Annotated in this window: 25 protein-coding genes and 1 tRNA gene; 9 read left to right on the top strand and 17 right to left on the bottom strand. The window is 72.0% G+C overall.

All coding sequences use genetic code 11. From position 1 onward, the window contains the following. Positions 1 to 19 precede the first annotated feature (19 nt). Both ACZ56U_RS08945 and ACZ56U_RS08950 read right to left on the bottom strand, forming a co-directional pair. A complete protein-coding gene (locus tag ACZ56U_RS08945; protein WP_469083411.1) occupies positions 20 to 2,452 on the bottom strand; it encodes an MFS transporter in 2,433 nt (810 codons plus the stop codon). A 94-nt stretch (positions 2,453 to 2,546) separates the two neighbouring features. Then, the gene (locus ACZ56U_RS08950) at positions 2,547 to 3,029 is read right to left on the bottom strand and encodes a MarR family winged helix-turn-helix transcriptional regulator (protein ID WP_469083338.1); all 483 of its coding nucleotides are present in this window, start codon (positions 3,027 to 3,029) and stop codon (positions 2,547 to 2,549) included. A gap of 199 nt (positions 3,030 to 3,228) precedes the next feature. Between ACZ56U_RS08950 and ACZ56U_RS08955 the strand changes: the two genes are divergently transcribed. After that, a complete protein-coding gene (locus ACZ56U_RS08955; RefSeq protein WP_391233590.1) occupies positions 3,229 to 3,426 on the top strand; it encodes a hypothetical protein in 198 nt (65 codons plus the stop codon). A 430-nt stretch (positions 3,427 to 3,856) separates the two neighbouring features. On the opposite strand, the gene ACZ56U_RS08960 is transcribed toward ACZ56U_RS08955, so the two are convergent. From ACZ56U_RS08960 to ACZ56U_RS08995, 8 genes are all read right to left on the bottom strand, one after another. Continuing rightward, complete coding sequence (locus ACZ56U_RS08960) at positions 3,857 to 4,741, bottom strand: RNA polymerase sigma factor SigF (RefSeq protein WP_469083339.1); 885 nt, start codon at positions 4,739 to 4,741, stop codon at positions 3,857 to 3,859. A gap of 349 nt (positions 4,742 to 5,090) precedes the next feature. Beyond that, positions 5,091 to 5,969: an RNA polymerase sigma factor SigF gene (locus tag ACZ56U_RS08965; protein WP_469083412.1), complete on the bottom strand. Its 879-nt coding sequence runs from the start codon at positions 5,967 to 5,969 to the stop codon at positions 5,091 to 5,093. Positions 5,970 to 6,144: 175 nt separating this feature from the next. After that, the gene (locus ACZ56U_RS08970) at positions 6,145 to 6,438 is read right to left on the bottom strand and encodes a Dabb family protein (RefSeq protein WP_361517462.1); all 294 of its coding nucleotides are present in this window, start codon (positions 6,436 to 6,438) and stop codon (positions 6,145 to 6,147) included. Between the two features lie 8 nt (positions 6,439 to 6,446). Then, on the bottom strand, positions 6,447 to 6,626 hold the full coding sequence (locus ACZ56U_RS08975) for a hypothetical protein (RefSeq protein WP_391233593.1): 180 nt from the start codon (positions 6,624 to 6,626) through the stop codon (positions 6,447 to 6,449). A gap of 201 nt (positions 6,627 to 6,827) precedes the next feature. Continuing rightward, positions 6,828 to 6,912: transfer RNA gene (locus tag ACZ56U_RS08980), tRNA-Ser, on the bottom strand. A gap of 44 nt (positions 6,913 to 6,956) precedes the next feature. After that, positions 6,957 to 7,382, bottom strand: a complete 426-nt coding sequence (gene tadA, locus ACZ56U_RS08985; RefSeq protein ID WP_469083413.1) for a tRNA adenosine(34) deaminase TadA — start codon at positions 7,380 to 7,382, stop codon at positions 6,957 to 6,959. Between the two features lie 56 nt (positions 7,383 to 7,438). Continuing rightward, positions 7,439 to 7,978, bottom strand: coding sequence for a tRNA adenosine deaminase-associated protein (locus ACZ56U_RS08990; protein WP_469083414.1), 540 nt, complete (start codon positions 7,976 to 7,978; stop codon positions 7,439 to 7,441). 247 nt (positions 7,979 to 8,225) lie between these two features. Then, on the bottom strand, positions 8,226 to 8,429 hold the full coding sequence (locus ACZ56U_RS08995) for a hypothetical protein (protein WP_469083340.1): 204 nt from the start codon (positions 8,427 to 8,429) through the stop codon (positions 8,226 to 8,228). A gap of 129 nt (positions 8,430 to 8,558) precedes the next feature. Between ACZ56U_RS08995 and upp the strand changes: the two genes are divergently transcribed. Next, positions 8,559 to 9,194, top strand: coding sequence for a uracil phosphoribosyltransferase (gene upp / locus ACZ56U_RS09000; RefSeq protein WP_469083341.1), 636 nt, complete (start codon positions 8,559 to 8,561; stop codon positions 9,192 to 9,194). 83 nt (positions 9,195 to 9,277) lie between these two features. On the opposite strand, the gene ACZ56U_RS09005 is transcribed toward upp, so the two are convergent. Further along, positions 9,278 to 9,925 carry a LytR C-terminal domain-containing protein gene (locus tag ACZ56U_RS09005; RefSeq protein ID WP_469083342.1) on the bottom strand — a complete coding sequence of 216 codons (648 nt, stop codon included), beginning with the start codon at positions 9,923 to 9,925 and terminating at the stop codon, positions 9,278 to 9,280. Positions 9,926 to 10,024: 99 nt separating this feature from the next. Beyond that, a complete protein-coding gene (locus ACZ56U_RS09010; protein ID WP_030420160.1) occupies positions 10,025 to 10,321 on the bottom strand; it encodes a type II toxin-antitoxin system VapB family antitoxin in 297 nt (98 codons plus the stop codon). A gap of 104 nt (positions 10,322 to 10,425) precedes the next feature. Between ACZ56U_RS09010 and ACZ56U_RS09015 the strand changes: the two genes are divergently transcribed. Continuing rightward, the gene (locus tag ACZ56U_RS09015; RefSeq protein WP_469083343.1) at positions 10,426 to 12,024 is read left to right on the top strand and encodes a helicase HerA-like domain-containing protein; all 1,599 of its coding nucleotides are present in this window, start codon (positions 10,426 to 10,428) and stop codon (positions 12,022 to 12,024) included. Between the two features lie 33 nt (positions 12,025 to 12,057). On the opposite strand, the gene ACZ56U_RS09020 is transcribed toward ACZ56U_RS09015, so the two are convergent. The 5 genes from ACZ56U_RS09020 to ACZ56U_RS09040 form a co-directional block, all read right to left on the bottom strand. Continuing rightward, a complete protein-coding gene (locus ACZ56U_RS09020) occupies positions 12,058 to 12,186 on the bottom strand; it encodes a hypothetical protein (protein WP_469083344.1) in 129 nt (42 codons plus the stop codon). Between the two features lie 58 nt (positions 12,187 to 12,244). Then, a complete protein-coding gene (locus ACZ56U_RS09025) occupies positions 12,245 to 12,553 on the bottom strand; it encodes a hypothetical protein (protein ID WP_469083345.1) in 309 nt (102 codons plus the stop codon). Between the two features lie 69 nt (positions 12,554 to 12,622). Then, positions 12,623 to 13,279, bottom strand: coding sequence for an HdeD family acid-resistance protein (locus tag ACZ56U_RS09030; RefSeq protein WP_469083346.1), 657 nt, complete (start codon positions 13,277 to 13,279; stop codon positions 12,623 to 12,625). Between the two features lie 55 nt (positions 13,280 to 13,334). Next, positions 13,335 to 13,955, bottom strand: a complete 621-nt coding sequence (locus tag ACZ56U_RS09035) for an HhH-GPD-type base excision DNA repair protein (RefSeq protein WP_469083347.1) — start codon at positions 13,953 to 13,955, stop codon at positions 13,335 to 13,337. Between the two features lie 101 nt (positions 13,956 to 14,056). Then, positions 14,057 to 14,761, bottom strand: coding sequence for a siderophore-interacting protein (locus tag ACZ56U_RS09040; protein ID WP_469083348.1), 705 nt, complete (start codon positions 14,759 to 14,761; stop codon positions 14,057 to 14,059). A 78-nt stretch (positions 14,762 to 14,839) separates the two neighbouring features. Here ACZ56U_RS09040 and ACZ56U_RS09045 point away from each other — a divergent pair, with 78 nt between their 5' ends. The 6 genes from ACZ56U_RS09045 (at position 14,840) to ACZ56U_RS09070 (ending at position 20,874) form a co-directional block, all read left to right on the top strand. Then, the gene (locus ACZ56U_RS09045) at positions 14,840 to 16,900 is read left to right on the top strand and encodes a penicillin acylase family protein (RefSeq protein ID WP_469083349.1); all 2,061 of its coding nucleotides are present in this window, start codon (positions 14,840 to 14,842) and stop codon (positions 16,898 to 16,900) included. After that, positions 16,893 to 17,480 carry a GNAT family N-acetyltransferase gene (locus ACZ56U_RS09050; protein WP_469083350.1) on the top strand — a complete coding sequence of 196 codons (588 nt, stop codon included), beginning with the start codon at positions 16,893 to 16,895 and terminating at the stop codon, positions 17,478 to 17,480. Before ACZ56U_RS09045 ends, ACZ56U_RS09050 begins: the two co-directional genes overlap by 8 nt. Beyond that, positions 17,477 to 17,944 carry a cupin domain-containing protein gene (locus tag ACZ56U_RS09055; protein ID WP_469083351.1) on the top strand — a complete coding sequence of 156 codons (468 nt, stop codon included), beginning with the start codon at positions 17,477 to 17,479 and terminating at the stop codon, positions 17,942 to 17,944. Before ACZ56U_RS09050 ends, ACZ56U_RS09055 begins: the two co-directional genes overlap by 4 nt. After that, positions 17,941 to 18,693, top strand: coding sequence for an SDR family NAD(P)-dependent oxidoreductase (locus tag ACZ56U_RS09060; protein WP_469083352.1), 753 nt, complete (start codon positions 17,941 to 17,943; stop codon positions 18,691 to 18,693). Before ACZ56U_RS09055 ends, ACZ56U_RS09060 begins: the two co-directional genes overlap by 4 nt. A 105-nt stretch (positions 18,694 to 18,798) precedes the next feature. Further along, the gene (locus tag ACZ56U_RS09065) at positions 18,799 to 20,547 is read left to right on the top strand and encodes a copper resistance CopC/CopD family protein (protein WP_469083415.1); all 1,749 of its coding nucleotides are present in this window, start codon (positions 18,799 to 18,801) and stop codon (positions 20,545 to 20,547) included. 120 nt (positions 20,548 to 20,667) lie between these two features. Next, positions 20,668 to 20,874, top strand: a complete 207-nt coding sequence (locus ACZ56U_RS09070; protein ID WP_469083353.1) for a DUF4287 domain-containing protein — start codon at positions 20,668 to 20,670, stop codon at positions 20,872 to 20,874. The last annotated feature ends 193 nt before the right edge of the window (positions 20,875 to 21,067 follow it).

Below are 21,067 nucleotides of genomic sequence, written 5' to 3' on the forward strand. Positions count from 1 at the left end.
CGTAGGGCCTCCCGGCGACCTACTCGCCGGGGTGGGCGAGTTCGATGTCGTGGCCGTCGGTTCCGCGACCGTCCACCGTCAGGGCCGTCGCCACCGGCGGGTAACCCGTGGCGATGACCGTGTAGTCGCCGGCGTCCAGGTCGGTGAAGGCGTACGCCCCGTCCGACCCGGTCGTCGCGGTCCCCACGACGTTCCCGGCCGCGTCGACGAGGGTGACCCGCGCGTCGGCCAGCGGCCCGTGCGGAGCCCGTACGACACCCAGCACCTGGGCCCCGGACTCCAGCTCGACCTCGATCCGGGTGACGCCCGTGCCGCCGACCTCGACGGGCAGCGCCCGCGGCCGGTACCCGGCGGCGTTCACCGCGACGGTCACGGCACCCGGCACCAGCTCGGCGAAGCCGAACTCGCCCTGCTCACCGGTGGTCCCGGTGGCCAGCAGGTCGCCGCGCACGTCGGTCACGATGACCATGGCGTCCTTGACGGGCAGCGCCCCGTCCACGGCCCGCACGACCCCGCTCAGCCCGCTCGTGCCGCTGAGCAGGATGTCGTACGCGACCGGCTCGCCGTTCACGACCACGGTCGAGGCCTGCGGCTGGAAGCCGTCCGCCGAGGCGATCAGGACGTAGGACCCGACACTCGGCGCGTCCACGGTGTACGAACCGTCCGCCTGTGTCACCGACCGGCCGAGCTGCCGTCCCGCGAGGGAGATCAGCGTCACCGCGGCCTGCGGGACCGGCGCGCTCTCGGCGCCGCGGACGAACCCGCGGACCGGGATGCCGCCGCCAAAGGAGACGGGGGGCGTCTCCAGGGTGGCCACGGCGGAGTGCTGCTGGGTGCCGTCGGGAGCCGGTTGTGTCTCGGCGGTCGTCGCCCAGCTGGGGACGCGCTCCTCGGAGGGGGCCGGAGTCTCGGCCGCCGCCTCCTCGGCGGGCGCGGTCTCCTGCGCCATCGCGCCCCTGGTCCGCAGCGGGACCTCCTTGATGAACAGCGTGACCAGGAAGGCGACCGCCGCCAAGGCCGCCGCGATCAGGAAGACGTCCGCGATGCCGTGGCCGTACGCGCTCTCCATGACCGTGCGCAGCGGCGCGGGCAGCTTGTCCATGTCCGGGATCTCGGCGGAGGAGCTCGAACCGGAGGCGAGGGAGGCGTACTTGGGGCCGAGGGCGGCGATGCCGTCGGTGGCGTAGTCGGTGATCTTGTTGGCCATCACGGCACCGAGCACCGAGACGCCCATCGCACCGCCGAGGGACCGGAAGAAGGTGACCGTGGAGGACGCCGAGCCGAGGTCCTTGGGCTCGACCTGGTTCTGGGTGCACAGCACCAGGTTCTGCATCATCATGCCGATGCCGAGACCCAGCAGGGCCATGAAGATGGCGGTCTTCCAGTACTCCGTGTCGTAGCGGATGGTGCCCAGCAGACCGAGGCCCGCCGTGATGAGCACGCCACCGCTGACCAGCCAGGCCTTCCAGCGCCCGGTGCGGGTGATGAACTGCCCCGAGACGGTGGAGGAGACGAACAGGCCGCCGATCATCGGGATGGTCAGCACACCCGACATGGTCGGGGACTCGTCGCGGGCCAGCTGGAAGTACTGGGCGAAGAACACCGTGCCGGAGAACATCGCCGTACCGACGAACATCGACGCGATCGACGACAGCGTGATGGTCCGGTTGCGGAACAGCCGCAGCGGGATGAGCGGTTCGGCGGCCTTCGACTCCACGAGGACGAAGATCAGCGCGAGCGCGATCGAGCCGCCGACCATGGCGCAGGTCTGCCAGGAGACCCAGTCGTACTTGTCACCGGCGAAGGTCACCCAGATCAGCAGCAGCGAGACCGCCGCCGCGACGAAGAACGCGCCGGCCCAGTCGACCTTGACGTCCCGCTTCACGACCGGCAGGTGCAGGGTCTTCTGCAGCACGATCAGCGCGATGATCGCGAAGGGCACACCGACGTAGAAGCACCAGCGCCAGCCCAGCCACGAGGTGTCGGTGATGACACCGCCGAGCAGCGGGCCGCCGACGGTGGCGACGGCGAAGGTCGCGCCGAGGTAGCCGGAGTAACGGCCGCGCTCACGCGGGGAGATCATCGCCGCCATCACGATCTGCGCCAGGGCGGACAGACCGCCGACGCCGATGCCCTGGACCACCCGGAAGGTGATCAGCGTGCCGGCGTTCTGGGAGAGGCCGGCGGCCGCGGAGCCGAGGACGTAGATGACCAGCGCTATCTGGACGAGCGCCTTCTTGCTGTAGAGGTCGGCGAGCTTGCCCCACAGCGGGGTGGAGGCCGTCATCGACAGCAGGGCCGCGGTGACGACCCAGGTGTAGGCGGACTGGCCGCCGCCGAGGTCGCCGATGATCTCCGGGAGGGCGTTCGAGACGATCGTGGACGACAGGATCGCCACGAACATCCCGAGCAGCAGCCCGGAGAGGGCCTCCATGATCTGGCGGTGCGTCATGGGGGCGTGCCCGGAGTGCGCGGTGCCTCCCCCGTGCTTGGCGTGGGTGGCCCGCACACCGGCTGGTGTGGTCGTTGCCATGGGCTTCCTTCTCTTACGTGCTTGCGGGTGTACGGGTGATCTCCTCGAACACGCGAGGGGCGGTGCGGCAGTCGTCGAAGCTGGCCCGCAGCCGGGCCATCAGGCCGGTCAGCTGGTCCACCTCGTCGTCGCTCCAGTCGCTGAGCCGCTCGGCGAGCAGCTCACAGGTCCGCTGCGAGAGTTCCTCGAGCTGGGCCAGGCCCGCGGGGGTGAGGTGCAGGATGCGGCCGCGTTTGTCCGCCGGGTCGGGGGAGCGCCGGATCCAGCCGCGCTCGGCGAGATGCGCCGCGTGCCGGCTGGTCACCGACATGTCGACGGCGAGCAGCTCCGAGAGCCTGCTCATGCGCATGTCCCCGTGCCGGGCGAGCAGCGTCAGCACGGCGGCGGAACCGCTCGGGCAGTCGGACGGCAGGATCCGTCCCATCTCCCGCTTCACGGCTCCGAAGGCGCTGAACTGGCGGATCAGCTCCTCGTACTGCGCCTGGCGCCGGGCCATCCCCACCATCTCCCGTGTTCGTTGCTTAGGGCAACCATAGGAGTGATTGGTTGCTACAGGCAAACAAAATGGACCACCCTCGGCATAAAAACTTGGCAAAGGCAAGTATTGCGACCGTAAACGCGCACGTGGGAGCGGATGCGGCGGGCTGACCACCCCCGCTTGGGCCGCCGCGGCGGATTCGCTAGTGTCTCGGGGCATGGCTAACACCCAGGGCCCCCAGGGCAACCACGACCCCGCCGGCAGCACCCAGATGTTCCGCGCGTTCGTCGACGAGGCCCCGCAGGGCCGTCAGCCGGCGGCCGCCTCCTCCTCCGGTCCCCGTATCGGCCTGATCGTCGGTGTCGTCGTGGCCGTGGCGATCGTCGCGGCGGTGGCCTGGCTCGCGCTCAAGTAGGCCCCTTCCGGGCGCCGGCCCCGATCGGCGCCCGGAGTACGACCTCCGCCCGCCGGTCCCTCAGTCGACCCCGAGCGCCCCGATGATGTGCGGTCCCGAAGGTCACCGTGCCCGAACGGACCGCACGGCCACCGGAGTTCCGGGACGCCACGGTCACCTCCTCGCACCAGCGATCCTCGGCGACGGCCCGCACCGGCTCGCCCCAGGCTGGGGAGCCGGGGGCGTTCGTACGGCTGGAGGAGGGCGCGGCTGCCGCGGAACCGGGGTCCGTGGCCCCGGAGTTGGCGCCGCCTGCCGTGCGGGGCGCCCAGACGGACGACGGCCGCCGACGCGCCGGTCGTGGCGCCTCGACGGCCATACGTCCATGTCGTACGCGGCATCGGGCCTTGTCGGCTGACGCCCTGTCACCTATGGACCCGCGGTGCGGGCTTCAGTCCGAGATCAGGCCCTCGCGCAGCTGGGACAGGGTCCGGGTGAGCAGTCGGGAGACGTGCATCTGGGAGATGCCGACCTCCTCGCCGATCTGGGACTGGGTCATGTTGGCGAAGAAGCGCAGCATGATGATGCGCCGTTCGCGCGGCGGCAGCTTGGCGAGCAGCGGCTTGAGGGACTCGCGGTACTCCACGCCCTCCAGAGCGGTGTCCTCGTAACCGAGGCGGTCCGCCAGCGAGCCCTCGCCGCCGTCGTCCTCCGGGGCGGGGGAGTCCAGCGAGGAGGCGGTGTACGCGTTGCCGACCGCGAGGCCGTCGACGACGTCCTCCTCCGACACGCCCAGGACGGCGGCGAGTTCGGTGACCGTCGGGGAGCGGTCGAGCTTCTGGGAGAGCTCGTCGCTGGCCTTGGTCAGGGCCAGGCGCAGTTCCTGGAGCCGTCTGGGCACCCGGACCGACCACGAGGTGTCGCGGAAGAACCGCTTGATCTCGCCCACGACCGTCGGCATCGCGAACGTCGGGAACTCGACGCCCCGTTCGCAGTCGAAGCGGTCGATCGCCTTGATCAGGCCGATGGTGCCGACCTGGACGATGTCCTCCATCGGCTCGTTGCGCGAGCGGAAGCGGGCCGCCGCGTAGCGCACCAGCGGGAGGTTGAGCTCGATGAGGGTGTCCCGGACGTATGCACGCTCGGGGCTGTTCTCGTCGAGGGCGGCCAGCCGCAGGAAGAGGGAGCGGGACAGGGTGCGGGTGTCGATGGCTCCCGAGGTCTCCGGGAGGGCCTGGACCTCCACGGGCTCGACAGCCGTGGTGTCGTCGAGCGTGGGCGCAGCCTCGCTCTTGATGAGCGTGAGCACCTTCGAGCTGCCCTGGTCTGCGGACATGCCACCCCCTTTGGGTCGCGGGACGGTCGCGGCAACGCTCCGGGGAGGAACGCCGGCCTTCACCTGAATACCGGAGCCCGAGCCCCGGCAAACGCTCTTCCCGCAGAATGTCACATGTCGGCAACACGCTGTAGTGACATGTCGACATGCGAGACGCGAATCCGCCCTGGATAAAGGGGGTCTGACGGTTTTTCGGCTGAGAACTGTCGGGAACGTCGCAGGTGAGCGATTCGCTCTTCCCGGTTACATCTCGATCCTGCTTGCGAACTGCGGTGTTCCGGAACGCGCTCCCGTGCGCCCCTCATGCACCCGGCTGTGCACCCGACTTTGTGCCCGACCGCGCACCTGACTATGCGTCGATCCGATTGGCCGACCGCAGCCGCTGGAAGCTACGCGCGAGTAGCCGCGAGACATGCATCTGGGAGACGCCGAGTTCCGCGCTGATCTGCGACTGGGTGAGATTGCTGTAGTAGCGGAGAAGCAGGATCCGCTGTTCCCGCTCGGGCAGTTGGACCAGCAGATGCCGGACGAGGTCGCGGTGCTCCACGCCGTCCAGGGCCGGGTCCTCGTAGCCGAGCCGGTCCAGCAGTCCGGGCATCCCGTCGCCCTCCTGGGCCGCCTCCAGCGAGGTCGCGTGGTACGACCGCCCGGCCTCGATGCAGGACAGCACCTCGTCCTCGCCGATGCGCAGCCGCTCGGCGATCTCGGCCGTGGTCGGGGTGCGCCCGAAGGCGGTCGTGAGGTCCTCGGTGGCGCTGCTGACCTGCACCCACAGCTCGTGCAGCCGGCGCGGGACGTGGACGGTGCGTACGTTGTCCCGGAAGTACCGCTTGATCTCGCCGATGACGGTCGGCATCGCGAACGTCGGGAACTGCACGCCCCGGTCCGGGTCGAAGCGGTCGATCGCGTTGATCAGCCCGATGGTGCCGACCTGGACGACGTCCTCCATCGGCTCGTTGCGCGAGCGGAAGCGGGCGGCGGCGTAGCGCACCAGCGGCAGGTTCGCCTCGATGAGTGCCGCACGCACCCGGTTGTGCTCCGGTGTGCCCGGCTGGACCTGCTTGAGCTGGGCGAAGAGCACCTGGGTGAGGGCCCGGGTGTCCGCGCCCCGGCTGCGCTGGGGGGCGGCGGGCGGCGGGGCCTGGGCGGGCGGCGGCGCCTGGGTGGGTGCCGGGGGCTGGGTGGGCGCCTCTTCCTGAGGCGGCGCAGTACTGGCCGACACGGTCAACGCCACCTCTTCATCGGTCTTCAGCGATCAACTCATCCGTCAAAAGCGGTCATAGCATCACAAGACATGTGCACTGTGTGCAAGCACCGCATAACCCCGTGTTGAGGGAAGAGTTGGGGCATAAGGCGCAAAAACGCCCCCCGCCGTTCCGGCGAGGGGCGTGCGCGGAGGGGGTTCAGTACGCGTAGTCCGCGATCACCCAGGTGGCGAACTCCTTCCAGAGCGCCACTCCCGCCTGGTGCTCCGGGTGCTCCACGTACCGCCGCAGTGCGTCCGCGTCCTCGAACCCCGAGTTGATGGCGAAGTCGTAGGCGATGGGGCGGTCGCTGAGGTTCCAGCCCAGCTCCCAGAACCGGATCTCCTCGATCTTCCCGTCGAGCGCGCGGAAGGCCTCGACCCCCGCCACGACCCGCGGGTCATCGCGCTCGACGCCCTCGTTGAGCTTGAACAGGACGAGGTGGCGGATCATGTGCGCTCCTAGTTCTGCGCCCCGTCGGCGAGCCAGGTGAAGAAGTCGCCGATGGCCTTGGCGGCGTCCGATATGCCCTCGAACCCTATCTGGACGTAGTCCGCGGCCTTCTCCGGGTCCGTGATGATCACGTACAGCACGAAGACCACGATGATGTAGACAGCGGCCTTCCTGGAATTCACCGCCACCGCGGCCTCCCCCGTGACTGTTGAGTCCTCTGGGACTTCTGTGTCGGCCGCGAGTGTAGCTTCAGGTCGTATTTAAGGACCAACGACCTGCGGCTACGGGTCCTTTGCCGGTCCCGCACCTCGACGGGGGAGGCGCCTCGGCCGGTCTTCTCGCGCCCGGACGCACGAAGGGCCCCGTCTGACGACGGGGCCCTTCTCAAGCGGTAGCGGAGGGATTTGAACCCTCGGTGACTTGCGCCACACTCGCTTTCGAGGCGAGCTCCTTCGGCCGCTCGGACACGCTACCGAGGGAGACCTTACAGCACGGCGGGGCGTGGTTTGAAATCGGATTCAGCGGTCCCGGAAGAACGCGGTGAGCAGGGCCGAGCACTCCGGTGCCAGCACGCCGCCGATCACCTCGGGGCGGTGGTTGAGGCGCCGGTCCCGCACGACGTCCCACAGGGAGCCGGCCGCGCCGGCCTTGTCGTCACGGGCGCCGTAGACGACGCGGTCCACACGGGACTGCACCAGCGCGCCCGCGCACATCGTGCAGGGCTCCAGGGTGACGACGAGCGTGCAGCCGGTCAGCCGCCACTCGCCGAGCTTCGCGGCGGCCCGCCGGATCGCCAGGACCTCCGCGTGGGCGGTCGGGTCGCCGACCGCCTCGCGTTCGTTGTGCCCGGCCCCGAGCACGGTGGTGCCGTCCGCGGCCAGTACGACGGCCCCCACGGGGACGTCCGGACCGGCCCGCCCGGCCTCGTCCAGGGCGAGCCGCATCGCGGCCCGCCAGCGGTCGCGCACCGGGTCCCGGGGCCCCTCGGTGATCCTCCCGGTCAGCGGACGGTCTCCAGCACCTCCGAGGCGCCCAGGGCCTCGGCGATCGCGGTGAGCGCGTCCTCGGACAGGGACTTCAGCTCCTTCACGCTGACGCCCAGGTCGTCGAGGACTCCGGAGTCACCGACCGGACCGTGCGGCACGGCCTCGGCGGAGCCGCCGCCCTCGGCGACGTCGTCGTCCTCCTCCTCGTCCGCACCGTCCTCGGTGCCGTCGAGGTCGAGGGCGTCCAGGTCGGGTTCGTCGTCCTCGGGCTCCCTTCCGAGCAGTTCGTCGGTGAGCAGGATCTCGCCGTAACTGCTGCGGGCAGCGGCGGCGGCGTCCGAGACGTAGATACGAGGGTCTTCCTCACCGTCGATGCGGACGACGCCGAACCAGACGTCTTCCTGTTCGATCAGTACGAGCACCGTGTCGTCCTCGGCCGCGGCTTCCCGGGCGAGGTCGGCCAGATCCGACAGCGTCTCCACATTGTCGAGGAGCTCTGTGTCGCTCGCTTCCCACCCGTCTTCGGTGCGCGCGAGCAGTGCGGCGAAGTACACCGTGACTCTCCCACTGGTCATAGGTGTGCCGGTTGGGGGTCCCCCCGGCGGAGGCTGTGGGCGGGGAGGCATTGGCTCCGAGCCCCGCCCACTCGGAATCGTGGCAGAAACGGAGCGTTCAGGGGACGTCTTCGGCACCCTGTGTCCGCCCGTTTTGATCGTCCACCAGCGGGATCGTACGCGGCTCGGGCGGCGGGGACCTACGCGGGCGCCGGAAGAGGGCGGGTCGCGCCCCGGGGCGGTCGGCCTACCAGCGGAAGGTGCGCATACGCATCGCGTGGCGCAGCCGGGCGGTCTTGGCGCGGCGCGGCTGGACACGGTCGCGCAGCTCCCGGGCCTCGGCGAGATCGCGCAGGAACTGGGCGCGGCGCCTGCGGCGTTCGGCGTCGGTCTCCCCTCGCGCCGCGTTGTCGTACGACTCCCGTGTCCCGGGCGACTCCTGGTCCGGCATGTGTTCACCACCCCATTGCGTCCTTCCCACTTTCCCTCCGACGAGCGGTTTGATGCCAGCGGGCGGGTGACCGGGGGTTTGCGGGCGCGCGGGACGCCGGGGGCGGTGGGCCCGGTTAATGTTGTGGACATGCGTCTCCACGTCGTCGACCACCCCCTGGTCGCTCACAAGCTCACCACGCTGCGCGACCGGCGCACCGACTCCGCGACCTTCCGCCGGCTGGCCGACGAACTGGTCACCCTGCTCGCCTACGAGGCCACCCGGGACGTGCGGACCGAGGCGGTCGACATCACGACCCCGGTCACCACGACCACCGGTGTCAAGCTCTCCTACCCGCGCCCCCTGGTGGTGCCGATCCTGCGGGCCGGCCTCGGCATGCTCGACGGCATGGTCCGGCTGCTGCCGACCGCCGAGGTGGGCTTCCTGGGCATGATCCGCAACGAGGAGACGCTGGAGGCGTCCACGTACGCCACGCGCATGCCGGAGGACCTCTCCGCGCGCCAGGTGTACGTCCTCGACCCGATGCTGGCCACCGGCGGCACGCTCGTCGCGGCGATCCGCGAGCTGATCAGGCGGGGCGCGGACGACGTGACGGCCGTGGTGCTGCTCGCCGCGCCCGAGGGCGTGGAGCTCATGGAGCGCGAGCTGGCGGGGACGCCGGTCACGGTCGTGACGGCGGCCGTCGACGACCACCTGAACGAGCACGGGTACATCGTGCCGGGCCTGGGCGACGCCGGTGACCGCCTCTATGGCGCCGCCGAGTAAGGACCCGGTCCTGCCGTAGGGGTGCGGGGGCCGCGGGCCGGCAGTGGCCGGTCGCGCGGCCCCCGCGCCCCTTCGAGGTTTCCTCAGCAGCTCTTCCCGGAGGGGCTCGGTGACGGCTGCGGCCTGCCCAGCGCGGCCAGCGCCTTGTCCGCCGTGGCCTTCGCCGTGAGGGACCTGAACCCGGTCCCGATGATCAGGTCCAGGTCTTTGCCCTTACGGCCGTCAGGACGCGCCTGCGCGCCCGCCAGCTGGGTGCCGAGGACCGGCAGCGAGGTGCTCACGGCGGAGGTGGGTCCGAGCAGCAGCCCGGTGCCCTTGACCTTCTTGTCGAACTCGGCGCTCGCGTTGCCCACGTCGCCGATCTTGAAGCCGCGCTTTTTCAGCTCGTCGGCGGTCTTCTTGGCGAGGCCCGCGCGCGGCGTGGCGTTGAAGACGTTGACGGTGATCTTCGCCGGCGCGGGATACGCGGTGCCGGCGGTGGCCGACGCCGACGGGGACGCCTTGGTCCCGCAGTCCGCCTTGGTACCGGCCGCCGCCGAGGCCTGGTCACTGTTGCCGGTGAAGACCTCGATGAGCTGCAGGGTGCCCCAGCCGACCAGACCGAGCGCGGTGACCGAGGCCACGGTCGCGACGACGAGCCGGCCGCGCCGCCGGGGGCGGCGCATGCGTGGGTACTTGTCCCCCGTGATCCGGTATTTGCCGCCCATGCCTGGGGGAGTCAGCATGCTCATGGGCGCAGCGTAGTGCGCCCGGGCGATGATGCCTACTAAATGATCATTGGATTCGGGTCAGGTGAACCCGAAAGGGCCAACCCTTCACAGGGACGCCACTCAATCCAGCTCCAGTACACGCGCGTGGAGCACCTGACGCTGCTGGAGCGCCGCTCGTACCGCGCGGTGGAGACCGTCCTCGAGATACAGGTCGCCCTGCCACTTCACGACGTGCGCGAAGAGGTCGCCGTAGAACGTGGAGTCCTCGGCGAGCAGGGTTTCCAGGTCGAGCTGGCCCTTGGTCGTCACCAGCTGATCGAGGCGGATCGGGCGCGGAGCGACGTCCGCCCACTGCCGGGTGCTTTCCCGGCCATGGTCGGGGTATGGCCGGCCGTTTCCGATGCGCTTGAAGATCACACGGAAAGCCTACCGGTCAAGACCTTCCGGGCGCAGCCATGGCGACGGAGTGTGATGCTGGAAAAGATGCCGCAAGAGGGGGCAAACCGGAACAGGTGCCTGAGATGAGTGACAGCGAGACCATGCCGCAGGCCGCCGCTCCCGAGGCCCCGGGCAGTGCCCCCGCCCTCCCGAAGGAGGCCCTGGAGATCGCCTCCGGGTACGCCTTCAGCGGCCCCGCCCTCGATCTCGGCGCCCTGCTCTGGGACGGGGTGTGCCTGCCGGACGCGCAGGTCAGGATCCCGCTGGCGATGCTGAACCGGCACGGTCTGGTGGCGGGCGCCACGGGCACCGGCAAGACCAAGACGCTCCAGCTGGTCGCCGAGCAGCTCTCCGCGCAGGGTGTGCCGGTGTTCCTGGCCGACATCAAGGGGGACGTGTCCGGGATCTCGGCACCCGGCGCCGAGAACGACAAGGTCCGGGCCCGGGCCGCCGACGTCCACCAGCGGTGGACCGCGACCGGCTTCCCGGCCGAGTTCTACGCCCTCGGCGGCATCGGCCACGGCATCCCCGTACGGGCCACGATCACCGACTTCGGCCCGCTGCTGCTGTCGAAGGTGCTCCAGCTGAACCAGACCCAGGAGCAGTCGCTCGGCCTGGTCTTCCACTACGCCGACAGCAAGGGGCTCGAACTCGTCGACCTCAAGGACCTCCGGGCCGTCGTCACCTTCCTGACCTCCGACGAGGGCCGGCCGGAGCTGAAGGGCATCGGCGGGCTGTCGAGCGCCACGGCCGGGGTCATCCTGCGCGCGCTCACCGCCTTCGAGGCGCAGGGCATGGCCGACTTCTTCGGAGAGCCGGAGTTCGACACGAACGAGCTGCTGCGCACGGCCGAGGACGGGCGCGGCATGGTCTCCGTCCTCGAACTGCCCGCCGTGCAGGACAAGCCGCGGCTGTTCTCGACGTTCCTGATGTGGCTGCTGGCCGACCTGTTCCACGATCTGCCGGAGGTCGGGGACACCGACAGGCCGAAGCTCGTCTTCTTCTTCGACGAGGCGCATCTGCTCTTCCACGGCGCCTCGAAGGCGTTCCTCGACTCGGTCACGCAGACCGTCCGGCTGATTCGCTCGAAAGGGGTCGGCGTCTTCTTCGTGACGCAGACCCCGAAGGACGTGCCCGCCGACGTCCTCGCCCAGCTCGGCAACCGTGTCCAGCACGCCCTGCGGGCCTTCACCCCGGACGACCAGAAGGCGCTGAAGGCCACCGTGCGGACCTTCCCGGACTCGGCGTACGACCTGGAGGAGCTGCTCACCGGACTCGGCACGGGGGAGGCGGTGGTCACGGTGCTCAGCGAGAAGGGCGCCCCGACCCCGGTCGCCGCGACCCGGCTGCGCGCCCCCGAGTCCCTGATGGGCCCGGTCGACACCACCGCCCTCGACGGCGCGGTCACGGCCTCGCCGCTGTACGGGCGTTACGCACAGGCTGTGGATCGCGAGTCGGCCTACGAGAAGCTGGGCGCCCGGCGCGGGGCCAAGGGGCCGGACGAGATGACGGCCGAGCCGGCGCGGCCCCCGGCCCCGGCGGACTCGCGGAAGGAAGAGCCCTCTGTCGTCCGCCAGGTCGTCGACAGCGGTGTGTTCAAGTCCCTCGCCCGGTCGCTGGGCACGCAGATCGGCCGGGAGATCAGCCGCTCGATCTTCGGTACGGCTCGGCGGAGGCGGTAGCCGGACGGGCCCCGCCTCCGCCGTGGCCCTCGCTCAGCGCGCCCGCTGTTCCTGCGGGGACGGCTGCGGCTTCGGTTCCTGCCGGGCCTGCGGCTTGGGCGCGTTGCGGGAGGCCTCGGCGCGCACGAGGGCGCGCAGGACGGCATACGGGTCGACGGGCATGGTGGTGCTCTCCTTGGGTCGCTGCTGACTGGCCTGTGTCCTCGGGAGCGAGGGCCGGTCAGCAGCGCAGGACCACCGTGCGCAGGAGGGGCAGGGCGTACGGCGGCCGGGGCGGCACCGGCAGGGGCCGGTCCGCGGGCACACCGGGCGCCGGGGTGGGGCGGGGCGCGGGGCTCAGGGGGGCGACGGGGCGGTGGACGGCGCGGGCCGGGGGCCGCAGGGCCGTGTCGAGGACGTCGTACTCGACGAGCTCGGCGGAGACGGCCGGGGCGACGGCGGTGGCGGCGTGCGCCCCGGCGTGGCCGCCCGGCACGAGCAGCGCGAGCAGCAGGACGAAGGCGCGGAGCCAGGTTCTGGTGCTGCTCATGATTGCTGCTCTGCCCCTGGGAGTACGAGGTTCATCGCGTCGTCCGTGAGATCCGCCCGCACGGCTCACTCACACCGTGCGGGGCACCTGACCGGCCCGCCCGCGCATCCGTACCGCGGTGACGATCTCGACGAGCCCCACGGCGACCAGCCAGATCCCGCCGACCACCGTGAGGACGGCGACCGACTCGAAGGGGGAGTCGATCAGCACGATCCCGGCGACGAACGTGAGGATGCCGAGGAGGACGTGCCAGCCGCGGGCGGGCATCGAGGGGTCGGAGGCGGCGGCCAGGGTCTGGGTGATCCCGCGGATGAGCCAGCCGATGCCGATCCACAGGGCGAGCAGCAGGAGCGACTGCATGGGGCCGCGGAAGCAGAACAGTCCCAGCAGGATCGACAGCGCCCCGCTGAGGAAGGCGAGGACGCGCAGGCCCGTGGTCCGGTGCGTGCCGAAGGCGGAGACCAGCTGGAACACCCCGCTGACGACGAGGTAGACGCCGAAGAGGACGCCGGTGGCCCGGAGCGTGGAGCCCGGCCAGATCAGCACCAGGACGCCCAGGACCAGCGAGGCGACACCGGTGAGCAGGACGACCTGCCAGGCCGCCCGGGACAGCGCGTGCAGGGGGCCTTCGAGGGGCGGCTCGGGCTCATGGGCGCGGTGCTGCGTGTGCACCCTGCGGTCGTCGTACTCCGGCCCCCGGGGGGAGCCGCTCGGTGCTTCGGTCATGGTCCATGCTGGGACCGGGCGCGACCCTCCCGCGCGGTGGGCTGCGCCGATCGGCTTACCTCTTGGCGGCCTTCGCGTCCTTGGCGGGTTTGGCGGCCTTCGCGGCCTTGGCCGCCGCCTTCATCTCCTGCTTGTGCGCCCGCACCTTCGTCAAAGACTCCGGCCCCGTGATGTCGGCGACGGACCGGAAGGCGTCGGCCTCGCCGTACGCGCCGGCCGCCTCGCGCCAGCCCTTGGGCCGTACGCCGAGCCGCTTGCCCAGCAGGGCCAGGAAGATCTGGGCCTTCTGCTTGCCGAAGCCGGGCAGGGACTCCAGCCGGGCCAGCAGCTCGCGCCCGTCGTCGACGCCCTTCCAGACGAGCTCGGCGCTGCCGTCGTAGTGCTCCACGAGGTACTGGCACAGCTGCTGGATCCGCTTGGCCATGGAGCCGGGGTAGCGGTGCACCGCGGGCTTCTCGGAGAGCAGCGCCGCGAAGGCCTCGGGGTCCTGCGTGGCGATCTCGTGCGCGTCCAGGTCGTCGCCGCCGAGGCGGTCCGCGATGGTCCGGGGCCCCTTGAACGCCCACTCCATCGGAACCTGCTGATCCAGCAGCATCCCGACCAGCGCGGCGAGCGGGGAGCGCCCGAGCAGCTCGTCGGCCTCGGGGTCCTGGGCGAGGTGAAGGGTGACGTCCATGACCCCGATCATGCCCCGGAGCGCGTCGGAGCTCCACGCGGGGAACGGCCGACGCGGCGCCGGACCCGACGGCTGCGGAGGACGCCCGCGCGACGGGACCCTCAGGCCGCCCGCCAGTACCCCAGGGCGTGGGTGCGGTCCTTGGGGACCCCGAGGTCCTTGCGGACGTAGGCGGACAGGGTGCGGGTCGTCGCGGTGTCGCAGGCGATCCAGACGTAGGCGTCCGGGTGGGCCTTCAGGAGGTCGGGGAGGTCTCGCCTGACCTCGTCGACCAGCGTGGTGGAGGCGCGGACGTCGTGGCGGGACGGGTCGGTGCGGAAGGGGAGGCCGGTGGTGGGGCCCTCGAACCAGATGGTCGCGGGGGACGAGCCCAGGGCGTCCAGCAGGGAGTTGATGGCGGGCAGGGACGCCGGGTCGCCGATCGCGACGACGTGGGTGGGGGCCGGGTCGGGGTGCTCGAAGCCCGTGCCGTGGACGGTGGCCTCGATCGTGTCGCCGGGCTTCGCCGTACGCGCCCAGTCGCTGGCCACACCCTCGTGCAGGGCGAACTCCAGGCTGAAGGTGCCGGCCGCGGGGTCCGGATCGACGAGGGTGTACGCCCGCTGGTGCGGCTTGCCCGCGGCGGAGAACCACAGCCGGACCCACATCGTGGGGTGCACGCCGGTCGCGGCCAGCATCCCGCCGTCGGTCAGGTGCAGCCGCCGGTACGCCGGGGTGACGTCCTCGGCGCCCGTGACGGTGAAGACGTAGTCCTTCGCCCGCAGCAGTCGAAGGACCGCGCCCTCCCAGCCGTGCCCCTGCGCCATCGTCTCTTCACCTCTCGCGTACGCTTCCACCACTGATAACTTAGGTGAGCCTAACCTAAAGCACAGGAGAGACCCAGAGTGAGCGCCGAGATCTACCGGGACGAGTGGGGTGTCCCGCATCTGCGCGCCGGCAGCGTGCGCGAACTCGCCCGTGCCCAGGGCCGGGTCACCGCCCGCGACCGGGCCTGGCAGCTGGAGGTCGAGCGGCACCGGGCACGCGGCACCTCCGCCGCCGTCCTCGGCGCCGACGCCCTGTCCTGGGACCGCTTCGCACGACGGGCCCGCCTCGACGACACCGCGCGACGCTGCTTCGAGACCCTGAGCGGCCAGGACCCGGAGACCGCCGCGTGGGTGCGGGCGTACGTCGACGGCGTCAACGAGCAGCTCGCCGAGGCGACCCTGCCGCTAGGCACCCCCGGCCGCTGGGAGCCCTGGACCCCGCTCGGCGTCTGGCTCGCCACCCACATCCTCTTCGCGGGCTTCCCCGCCAAGCTCTGGCGCGAGCAGGCGATCCGGCACCTCGGCGAGGAGGCCGTCGGACTCTTCGCCGCCGACGGGCCCGGCACCTCCGGCAGCAACGGCTGGCTGGTGAGCGGCGAGCGGACCGTGACCGGACAGGCGATCATCGCCGGCGACCCGCACCGCTTCATCGAGGACCCCGGCGTCTACCAGCAGATCCACCTGTCCTGCCCGGAGTTCGACGTCGTCGGCCTCGCCGTCCCCGGCATCCCGGGCATCGCCCACTTCGGCCACACCGGCACCGTGGCCTGGGCCATCACCAACGCCATGGCCGACTACCAGGACCTCTACCAGGAGCGGCTCAGAAGGACCGGCGCGGGTGTCGAGGCCCTCGGCCCGGACGGCAGGTGGCGGCGCGCGTCCCGGCACACCGAGACCGTCGAGGTGGCGGGCGAGGAGCCGGTCGAGGTCGAGGTCATCGAGACCGAGCGCGGCCCGGTGATCGCCGGCGGACCCGAGGGCCTCGACGACGGCACCCCCCTCGCCCTCAGCCTGCGCACCCCGCCCCGCGTCACCGGCGACCTCGGCTTCGGCGCCCTGCTGCCCCTCCTGCGCGCCCGCCGCGTCGCCGACGTGGACCGGGCCTTCGACACCTGGGCCGAACCCGTCAACGTCGTCCAGGCCGCCGACACCGAGGGCGGGCTGCTGCACCGGGTCGCGGGCAGGGTGCCGGTGCGCTCCGCGGCCAACCGCACCCGGACCGTCCCCGCCTGGGAGCCCGGGCACGCGTGGACGGGCTGGCACGCCATGCCCCGCGCCGGACTCACCGACGGGGTCGCGGTGATGGCCAACCAGCGCGGCCCGGCCGCCCCGCTCGGCGTGGAGTTCGCCCCGCCGCACCGGGCGAACCGCATCGCGCGGCTGCTCGCGGAGAAGGAGCGGTGGACGGCGGACGACATGCCCGCGATCCACATGGACACCCATCTCGCGTCCGCCGCACCCCTGTTGGACCACCTCACCGCGCTCCCGGACCTGTCCCCCGGGGCCACCGAGATCCGCGACACGCTGCTGGCCTGGGACCGCCGCATGGACGCGGACAGCACCGGCGCCGCCCTGTACTCGGCGGTGCGCGGCGCGGTCGTACGCCGGCTCGCCGCCCACCCCGCGTTCGCCGCGCTGACCTCCCCGCCCGCCTACCCCGAGGTCCTGCTGCCCTGGCTCGCCCTGGTCCCGAGGATCGGCTACGCCCTCGAACACCTGCTGCGCGCCGAGGAGTTGTCCGGCGTCGACCGCCCCGCCGAGATCCGCGCGGCCGTCGAGGAGGTCGCCGCAGGGAAGGCCCCGGGGACCTGGGGCGAGACCCACCGCCTGTTCGCCTGGCGGGCGCTGCCGGACCCGCCGGACGGGGAGCACGCCGCACCCGGTCTGTCCGGCGACCACGACTGCGTGCTGTGCACCTCGGCCGTCCCCGGCCTGACCGACCGGGCCGCGCGCGGGCCCGCCGCCCGGTACGTGTGGGACCTGGCCCGGCGCGAGGACAGCCGCTGGGTGGTTCCGCTGGGCGCCTCCGGGGTGCCCGGCTCGCCCCATCACCGTGACCAACTGCCCCTGTGGCTGGTGGGCGACCTCGTCCCGGTCGTCACCGACTTCGAACAGCTCAGCAAGGAGAGCGATGTCTGAGACCTACGTCCACGAGCAGAAGGTCGACGGCTTCGGCACCGTCCGGGTCCGCGTCCTCGACGCGCGGGCCGACGCCGAGACGCTGCACGGCTGGGTGAGCGAGGAACGCGCCGCGTTCTGGGGCATGAACGGCCTCACCCGCGACCAAGTGGCCGAGATCTACGCCCACATGGACACCCTCGACACCCACCACGCCTTCGTGCTGGAGAAGGACGGCGAACCGGTCGGGCTGCTCCAGACCTACGAGCCGGAGGCCGACCGGGTCAGCGAGTGCTACCCCGTCGAGCCCGGGGACATCGGCGTCCATCTGCTGCTCGCGCCCGCCGGGGCCGACGGCGGGCGCAACGGCTGGTCCGCGGCGCTCCTCGGCGCCGTCACGACGTTCGTCCTCACGGACCGCGAGCGGGTCGTGGTCGATCCCGACGTCCGCAACGACAAGGCCATCGCCCGCTTCCTGCGGCAGGGGTTCGTGCCCGGCGAGCGGGTCGTGCTGCCGGAGATCGACCTCCCGGGCGTGTACCTGCCCGAGAAGCACGCCCAACTGGCGTTCCTGACACGGGCGGTAGCCTTCCCCGGGTGACCCCAGAAGACCTCGTCGCCCACTACGGACTGGAACCGATCCCGCGCGAGGGGGGCCTGTTCCGCCGTACCTGGGCGGGCCCCGAGCGCGCGGATGGCCGGCCCGAGGGCTCGGCCATCGTCGCCCTGCTCACCTCCGACGACTTCTCCGCCCTGCACCGCCTGCCCAACGACGAGGTCTGGCACTTCTACCTCGGCGACCCCCTGGACCTGCTGCTCCTCGCCCCGGACGGCACGACCTCCACCCCCGTCCTCGGACCCGACGTCCGCGCCGGACAGCACCTCCAGCTGACCGTGCCCGGCGGCACCTGGATGGGGGCGCGCTCCCGCGGCGCCTGGACCTTCTTCGGCTGCACGATGGCCCCCGGGTTCACCTACGAGGGCTATGAGCACGGGGAGTTCGAGGCACTGGCGGCGCGCTATCCCGCGCAGAGCGACCGGATCGCGGCACTGTGCCGCCCATGAGACTCCTCGAAGGTCAGGTCGCCCTCGTCACGGGCGCGGGCGGCGGCATCGGGCGGGGGATCGCGCTGCGGTTCGCCGAGCAGGGCGCCGCGGCGGTCGCCGTGCACTGCCGTACGGCGGTGGCGGCGGCCGAGGAGGTCGCGTCCCGGGTCCGGGAGGCGGGCGCCCGGGCCGTCGTCCTGCGGGCCGACCTCACGGACGCGGACGCCTGCCGGGAGCTGGTGCGGGAGGCGTCCGCGTGGGGCGGCGGGCTGACCGCGCTGGTCAACAACGCCGGGGTGCAGCCGGTGCGGGCGCTGCCCGCGATGACGGCCGACGAATGGCGGGAGGTCGTCGACACCAACCTGACGAGCGTGTTCGCCTGCACGCAGGCCGCGGCCGAGGTGATGGAGGGCGGGTCCGTCACCCACATCGCCTCGATCGAGGCGCACGCCCCGGCCGCCGGCCACGCCCACTACGCCGCGTCCAAGGCGGCCGCGGTGATGCACGCCCGCGCGGCGGCCCTCGAGTACGGCCCGCGCGGTGTGCGCGTCAACAGCGTCTCGCCCGGCCTGATCGACCGGGACGGCCTCGCCGGGGACTGGCCGGACGGGGTCGGCCGGTGGCTCGACAAGGCGCCCCTGGGCCGGCTGGGGCGGCCCGAGGACGTGGCGGACGCCTGTGTGTTCCTCGCCTCGCCGCTCGCCTCCTTCGTCACCGGGCAGGACCTGGTGGTGGACGGCGGGATGTCGGCACGGCCCACCTGGTGAGTGTTCCGGCGCCCGGGTCCGTACCTCTGGCGGAGGCGAGTCCAGGGCTGAGGAACTGACATGGGGCGTGACGGTGGACGACGAAGGCGTGCAGTTCAGGGCCTGGTGCTGCTCGGCACCGTGCTGGTCCTGCTCCTCTTCCAGGGCGCCGGACCGGCGTCGGCCCATGCCGCCCTGCGCTCCAGCGACCCCCGGGACGGAGTCGTCCTCAAGTCCGCGCCCCGCCACATCACCCTGACCTTCACGGAGTCCGTCGGACTGCTCGACGACTCCTTCCGCGTGCTGAGCCCGAAGAACGAGCGGGTGCGCACGGGGGAGGCCGGCCAGGTGCCCGGCCGCTCCGACAGCGTCCGGGTGGCGCTGCCCGCCGACGGGCTCGGCGAGGGCACCTTCACGGTGGCCTGGCGGGTCGTCTCGGCGGACAGCCACCCGGTGTCGGGGGCGTTCACCTTCTCCGTCGGCGAGCCCTCGGCGACGGCGGTGAGCGTCGACCCGGGGCCGGTGGAGAACCCGGCGACGACCGGCCTGTACACCATCGCCCGCTACCTGGCCTATCTCGCGGTGGCGCTGCTCGTCGGCACCGCGGTCTTCCTCGCGCTGTGCCGGCCGGCGGACGCGAACGTCCTGCCCAGGCTGCTGCGGGTGGGCTGGTGGACCCTGCTCGGCGCCACGGTCGCGCTGTTCGTGCTCCGGGCGCCCTTCGAGGCCGGTACGGGCCCCGCGACGGCCTTCGACGCCGCCGCCCTCGCACGGACGGCGACCAGCCGCCCGGGCCTGGTCCTGCTGGCCCGCCTCGCCCTCCTCGCGCTCACGGCGCTCTTCCTGCTCCGGCTGTTCCGGCGCCGCAGGTCCTCCTACGCGCTCGGCGCCGCCCTCGCCCTCGGCCTCGCCCTGACCTGGGCGGCCGGGGAGCACGCCTCCGCAGGCATCCAGGTGCCGGTGGCGATGACCTCCTCGGTGCTGCACGTCCTGGCGATGGCGGCCTGGCTGGGCGGACTCACGGCCCTGGTCGTCACCCTGTCCCGTGCGGCGGTCCTGGAGCCGGCCACGGTCACGCGCTTCTCCAGGCTGGCCTTCAGCTGCGTGAGCGTCCTCGTCCTCACCGGCGTCTACCAGTCCTGGCGCGGCCTCGGCTCCTGGTCCGCGCTCACCGACACGACGTACGGCAGGCTCCTGGTGGCCAAGCTGACGGCGGTGGTCGTGCTGCTGACGGCGGCCGGGTTCTCCCGGCTGTGGACGGTCCGGCTGGCGACGGCGGAAACGCGGACCGCCGTCGCGCGACGGGTACCGGAGCCGGTCGGCGGCCCCGCGCTGCCCGACGGGCCGCAGGACGGCACGCCGGAGGACGGCCTGCCGGAGGAGCCGCCGCTCGTCGCGGACCGGCGGGGGCTGCGCAGGTCCGTGCTCGCCGAGGTCATCGTCGGGGTGGTGGTGCTGGTGCTCACGACCGTGCTCACCGGGACCGTGCCCGGCCGCGCGGAGGCGGAGGCCGCGCAGAGCCCCGCGGCCGCCGGTCTGCCGGTCGCCTCCGTCAGCCACGTGCCGTTCGAGGTCGGCGGCGCGCGCGGACAGGTGCAGATCACCCTCGACCCCGCGCGGGTCGGCCAGAACTCCGTGGAGGCCGTGGTCCTCGACGCCGAGGGCGGCTTCGCCATCGTGCCCGAACTCCGGCTGTCCTTCTCCCTCCCCGCCCAGGACATCGGCCCCCTCGACGCCCGGCTCACCGACCGGGGCGGCTACTGGGGCACCAACGACCTCGACCTCCCCCTCGCCGGCACCTGGGAGATGAAGGTGACGATCCGGGTCTCGGAGACCGACCAGGTCAGCGAGACGAAGACGGTGAGGATCGGCTGACCGGTCGCTCGACGGGCCGGCGACGATCCGGACGATCGAACCCGATCTAGCGACCGATGAGTTCCAGCCCCTCCGGCGGTCTGCCCTCCGACACCCGCCGAACCGAGAGGAACGATCGCCATGACCGCACCGGTGAAGGGCCCCGCCAGCTACTTCCCCTCCATCGAGAAGAAGTACGGCCGCCCGATCGCGGAGTGGCAGGACCTGATCCGCACCTCGCCCCTGACCCGGCACATGGAACTCGTCGCCTGGCTGAAGACCGAGCACGGTCTGGGCCACGGTCACGCGAACGCGCTGGTGGCGCACACCCTGGCGGAGGGCAGGTGAGCTGGTGCCGCGGCAGGCAACGCTCGCCCCGTCGCGACGCCCTCTCGCCGCACCGGCCGAAGCCCAAGTACGTCCAGTACGAGGGCTTCCGGCCGGCACACAGGCCCGGGCGGAGAGTGACGCGGGCCGTCACGCGGTCACCGCTTTCCTCCTGCGTCCCTGACGTGGCCCTTTACCACATGTAACTGTGAGT

It is taken from the genome of Streptomyces sp. NPDC034103 (assembly GCF_055575395.1).

Excerpts from the sequence above, each read along its gene's own strand:
- ACZ56U_RS08945 (WP_469083411.1), bottom strand. The coding sequence starts at position 2,452 with ATGACGCACCGCCAGATCATGGAGGCCCTCTCCGGGCTGCTGCTCGGG.
- ACZ56U_RS08950 (WP_469083338.1), bottom strand. The coding sequence starts at position 3,029 with ATGGCCCGGCGCCAGGCGCAGTACGAGGAGCTGATCCGCCAGTTCAGC.
- ACZ56U_RS08955 (WP_391233590.1), top strand. The coding sequence starts at position 3,229 with ATGGCTAACACCCAGGGCCCCCAGGGCAACCACGACCCCGCCGGCAGC.
- ACZ56U_RS08960 (WP_469083339.1), bottom strand. The coding sequence starts at position 4,741 with ATGTCCGCAGACCAGGGCAGCTCGAAGGTGCTCACGCTCATCAAGAGC.
- ACZ56U_RS08970 (WP_361517462.1), bottom strand. The coding sequence starts at position 6,438 with ATGATCCGCCACCTCGTCCTGTTCAAGCTCAACGAGGGCGTCGAGCGC.
- tadA (WP_469083413.1), bottom strand. The coding sequence starts at position 7,382 with ATGCGGCTCGCCCTGGACGAGGCCGGGCGGGCCGGTCCGGACGTCCCC.
- ACZ56U_RS08995 (WP_469083340.1), bottom strand. The coding sequence starts at position 8,429 with ATGCCGGACCAGGAGTCGCCCGGGACACGGGAGTCGTACGACAACGCG.
- upp (WP_469083341.1), top strand. The coding sequence starts at position 8,559 with ATGCGTCTCCACGTCGTCGACCACCCCCTGGTCGCTCACAAGCTCACC.
- ACZ56U_RS09005 (WP_469083342.1), bottom strand. The coding sequence starts at position 9,925 with ATGAGCATGCTGACTCCCCCAGGCATGGGCGGCAAATACCGGATCACG.
- ACZ56U_RS09015 (WP_469083343.1), top strand. The coding sequence starts at position 10,426 with ATGAGTGACAGCGAGACCATGCCGCAGGCCGCCGCTCCCGAGGCCCCG.
- ACZ56U_RS09020 (WP_469083344.1), bottom strand. The coding sequence starts at position 12,186 with ATGCCCGTCGACCCGTATGCCGTCCTGCGCGCCCTCGTGCGCGCCGAG.
- ACZ56U_RS09025 (WP_469083345.1), bottom strand. The coding sequence starts at position 12,553 with ATGAGCAGCACCAGAACCTGGCTCCGCGCCTTCGTCCTGCTGCTCGCG.
- ACZ56U_RS09030 (WP_469083346.1), bottom strand. The coding sequence starts at position 13,279 with ATGACCGAAGCACCGAGCGGCTCCCCCCGGGGGCCGGAGTACGACGAC.
- ACZ56U_RS09035 (WP_469083347.1), bottom strand. The coding sequence starts at position 13,955 with ATGGACGTCACCCTTCACCTCGCCCAGGACCCCGAGGCCGACGAGCTG.
- ACZ56U_RS09040 (WP_469083348.1), bottom strand. The coding sequence starts at position 14,761 with ATGGCGCAGGGGCACGGCTGGGAGGGCGCGGTCCTTCGACTGCTGCGG.
- ACZ56U_RS09050 (WP_469083350.1), top strand. The coding sequence starts at position 16,893 with ATGTCTGAGACCTACGTCCACGAGCAGAAGGTCGACGGCTTCGGCACC.
- ACZ56U_RS09060 (WP_469083352.1), top strand. The coding sequence starts at position 17,941 with ATGAGACTCCTCGAAGGTCAGGTCGCCCTCGTCACGGGCGCGGGCGGC.
- ACZ56U_RS09070 (WP_469083353.1), top strand. The coding sequence starts at position 20,668 with ATGACCGCACCGGTGAAGGGCCCCGCCAGCTACTTCCCCTCCATCGAG.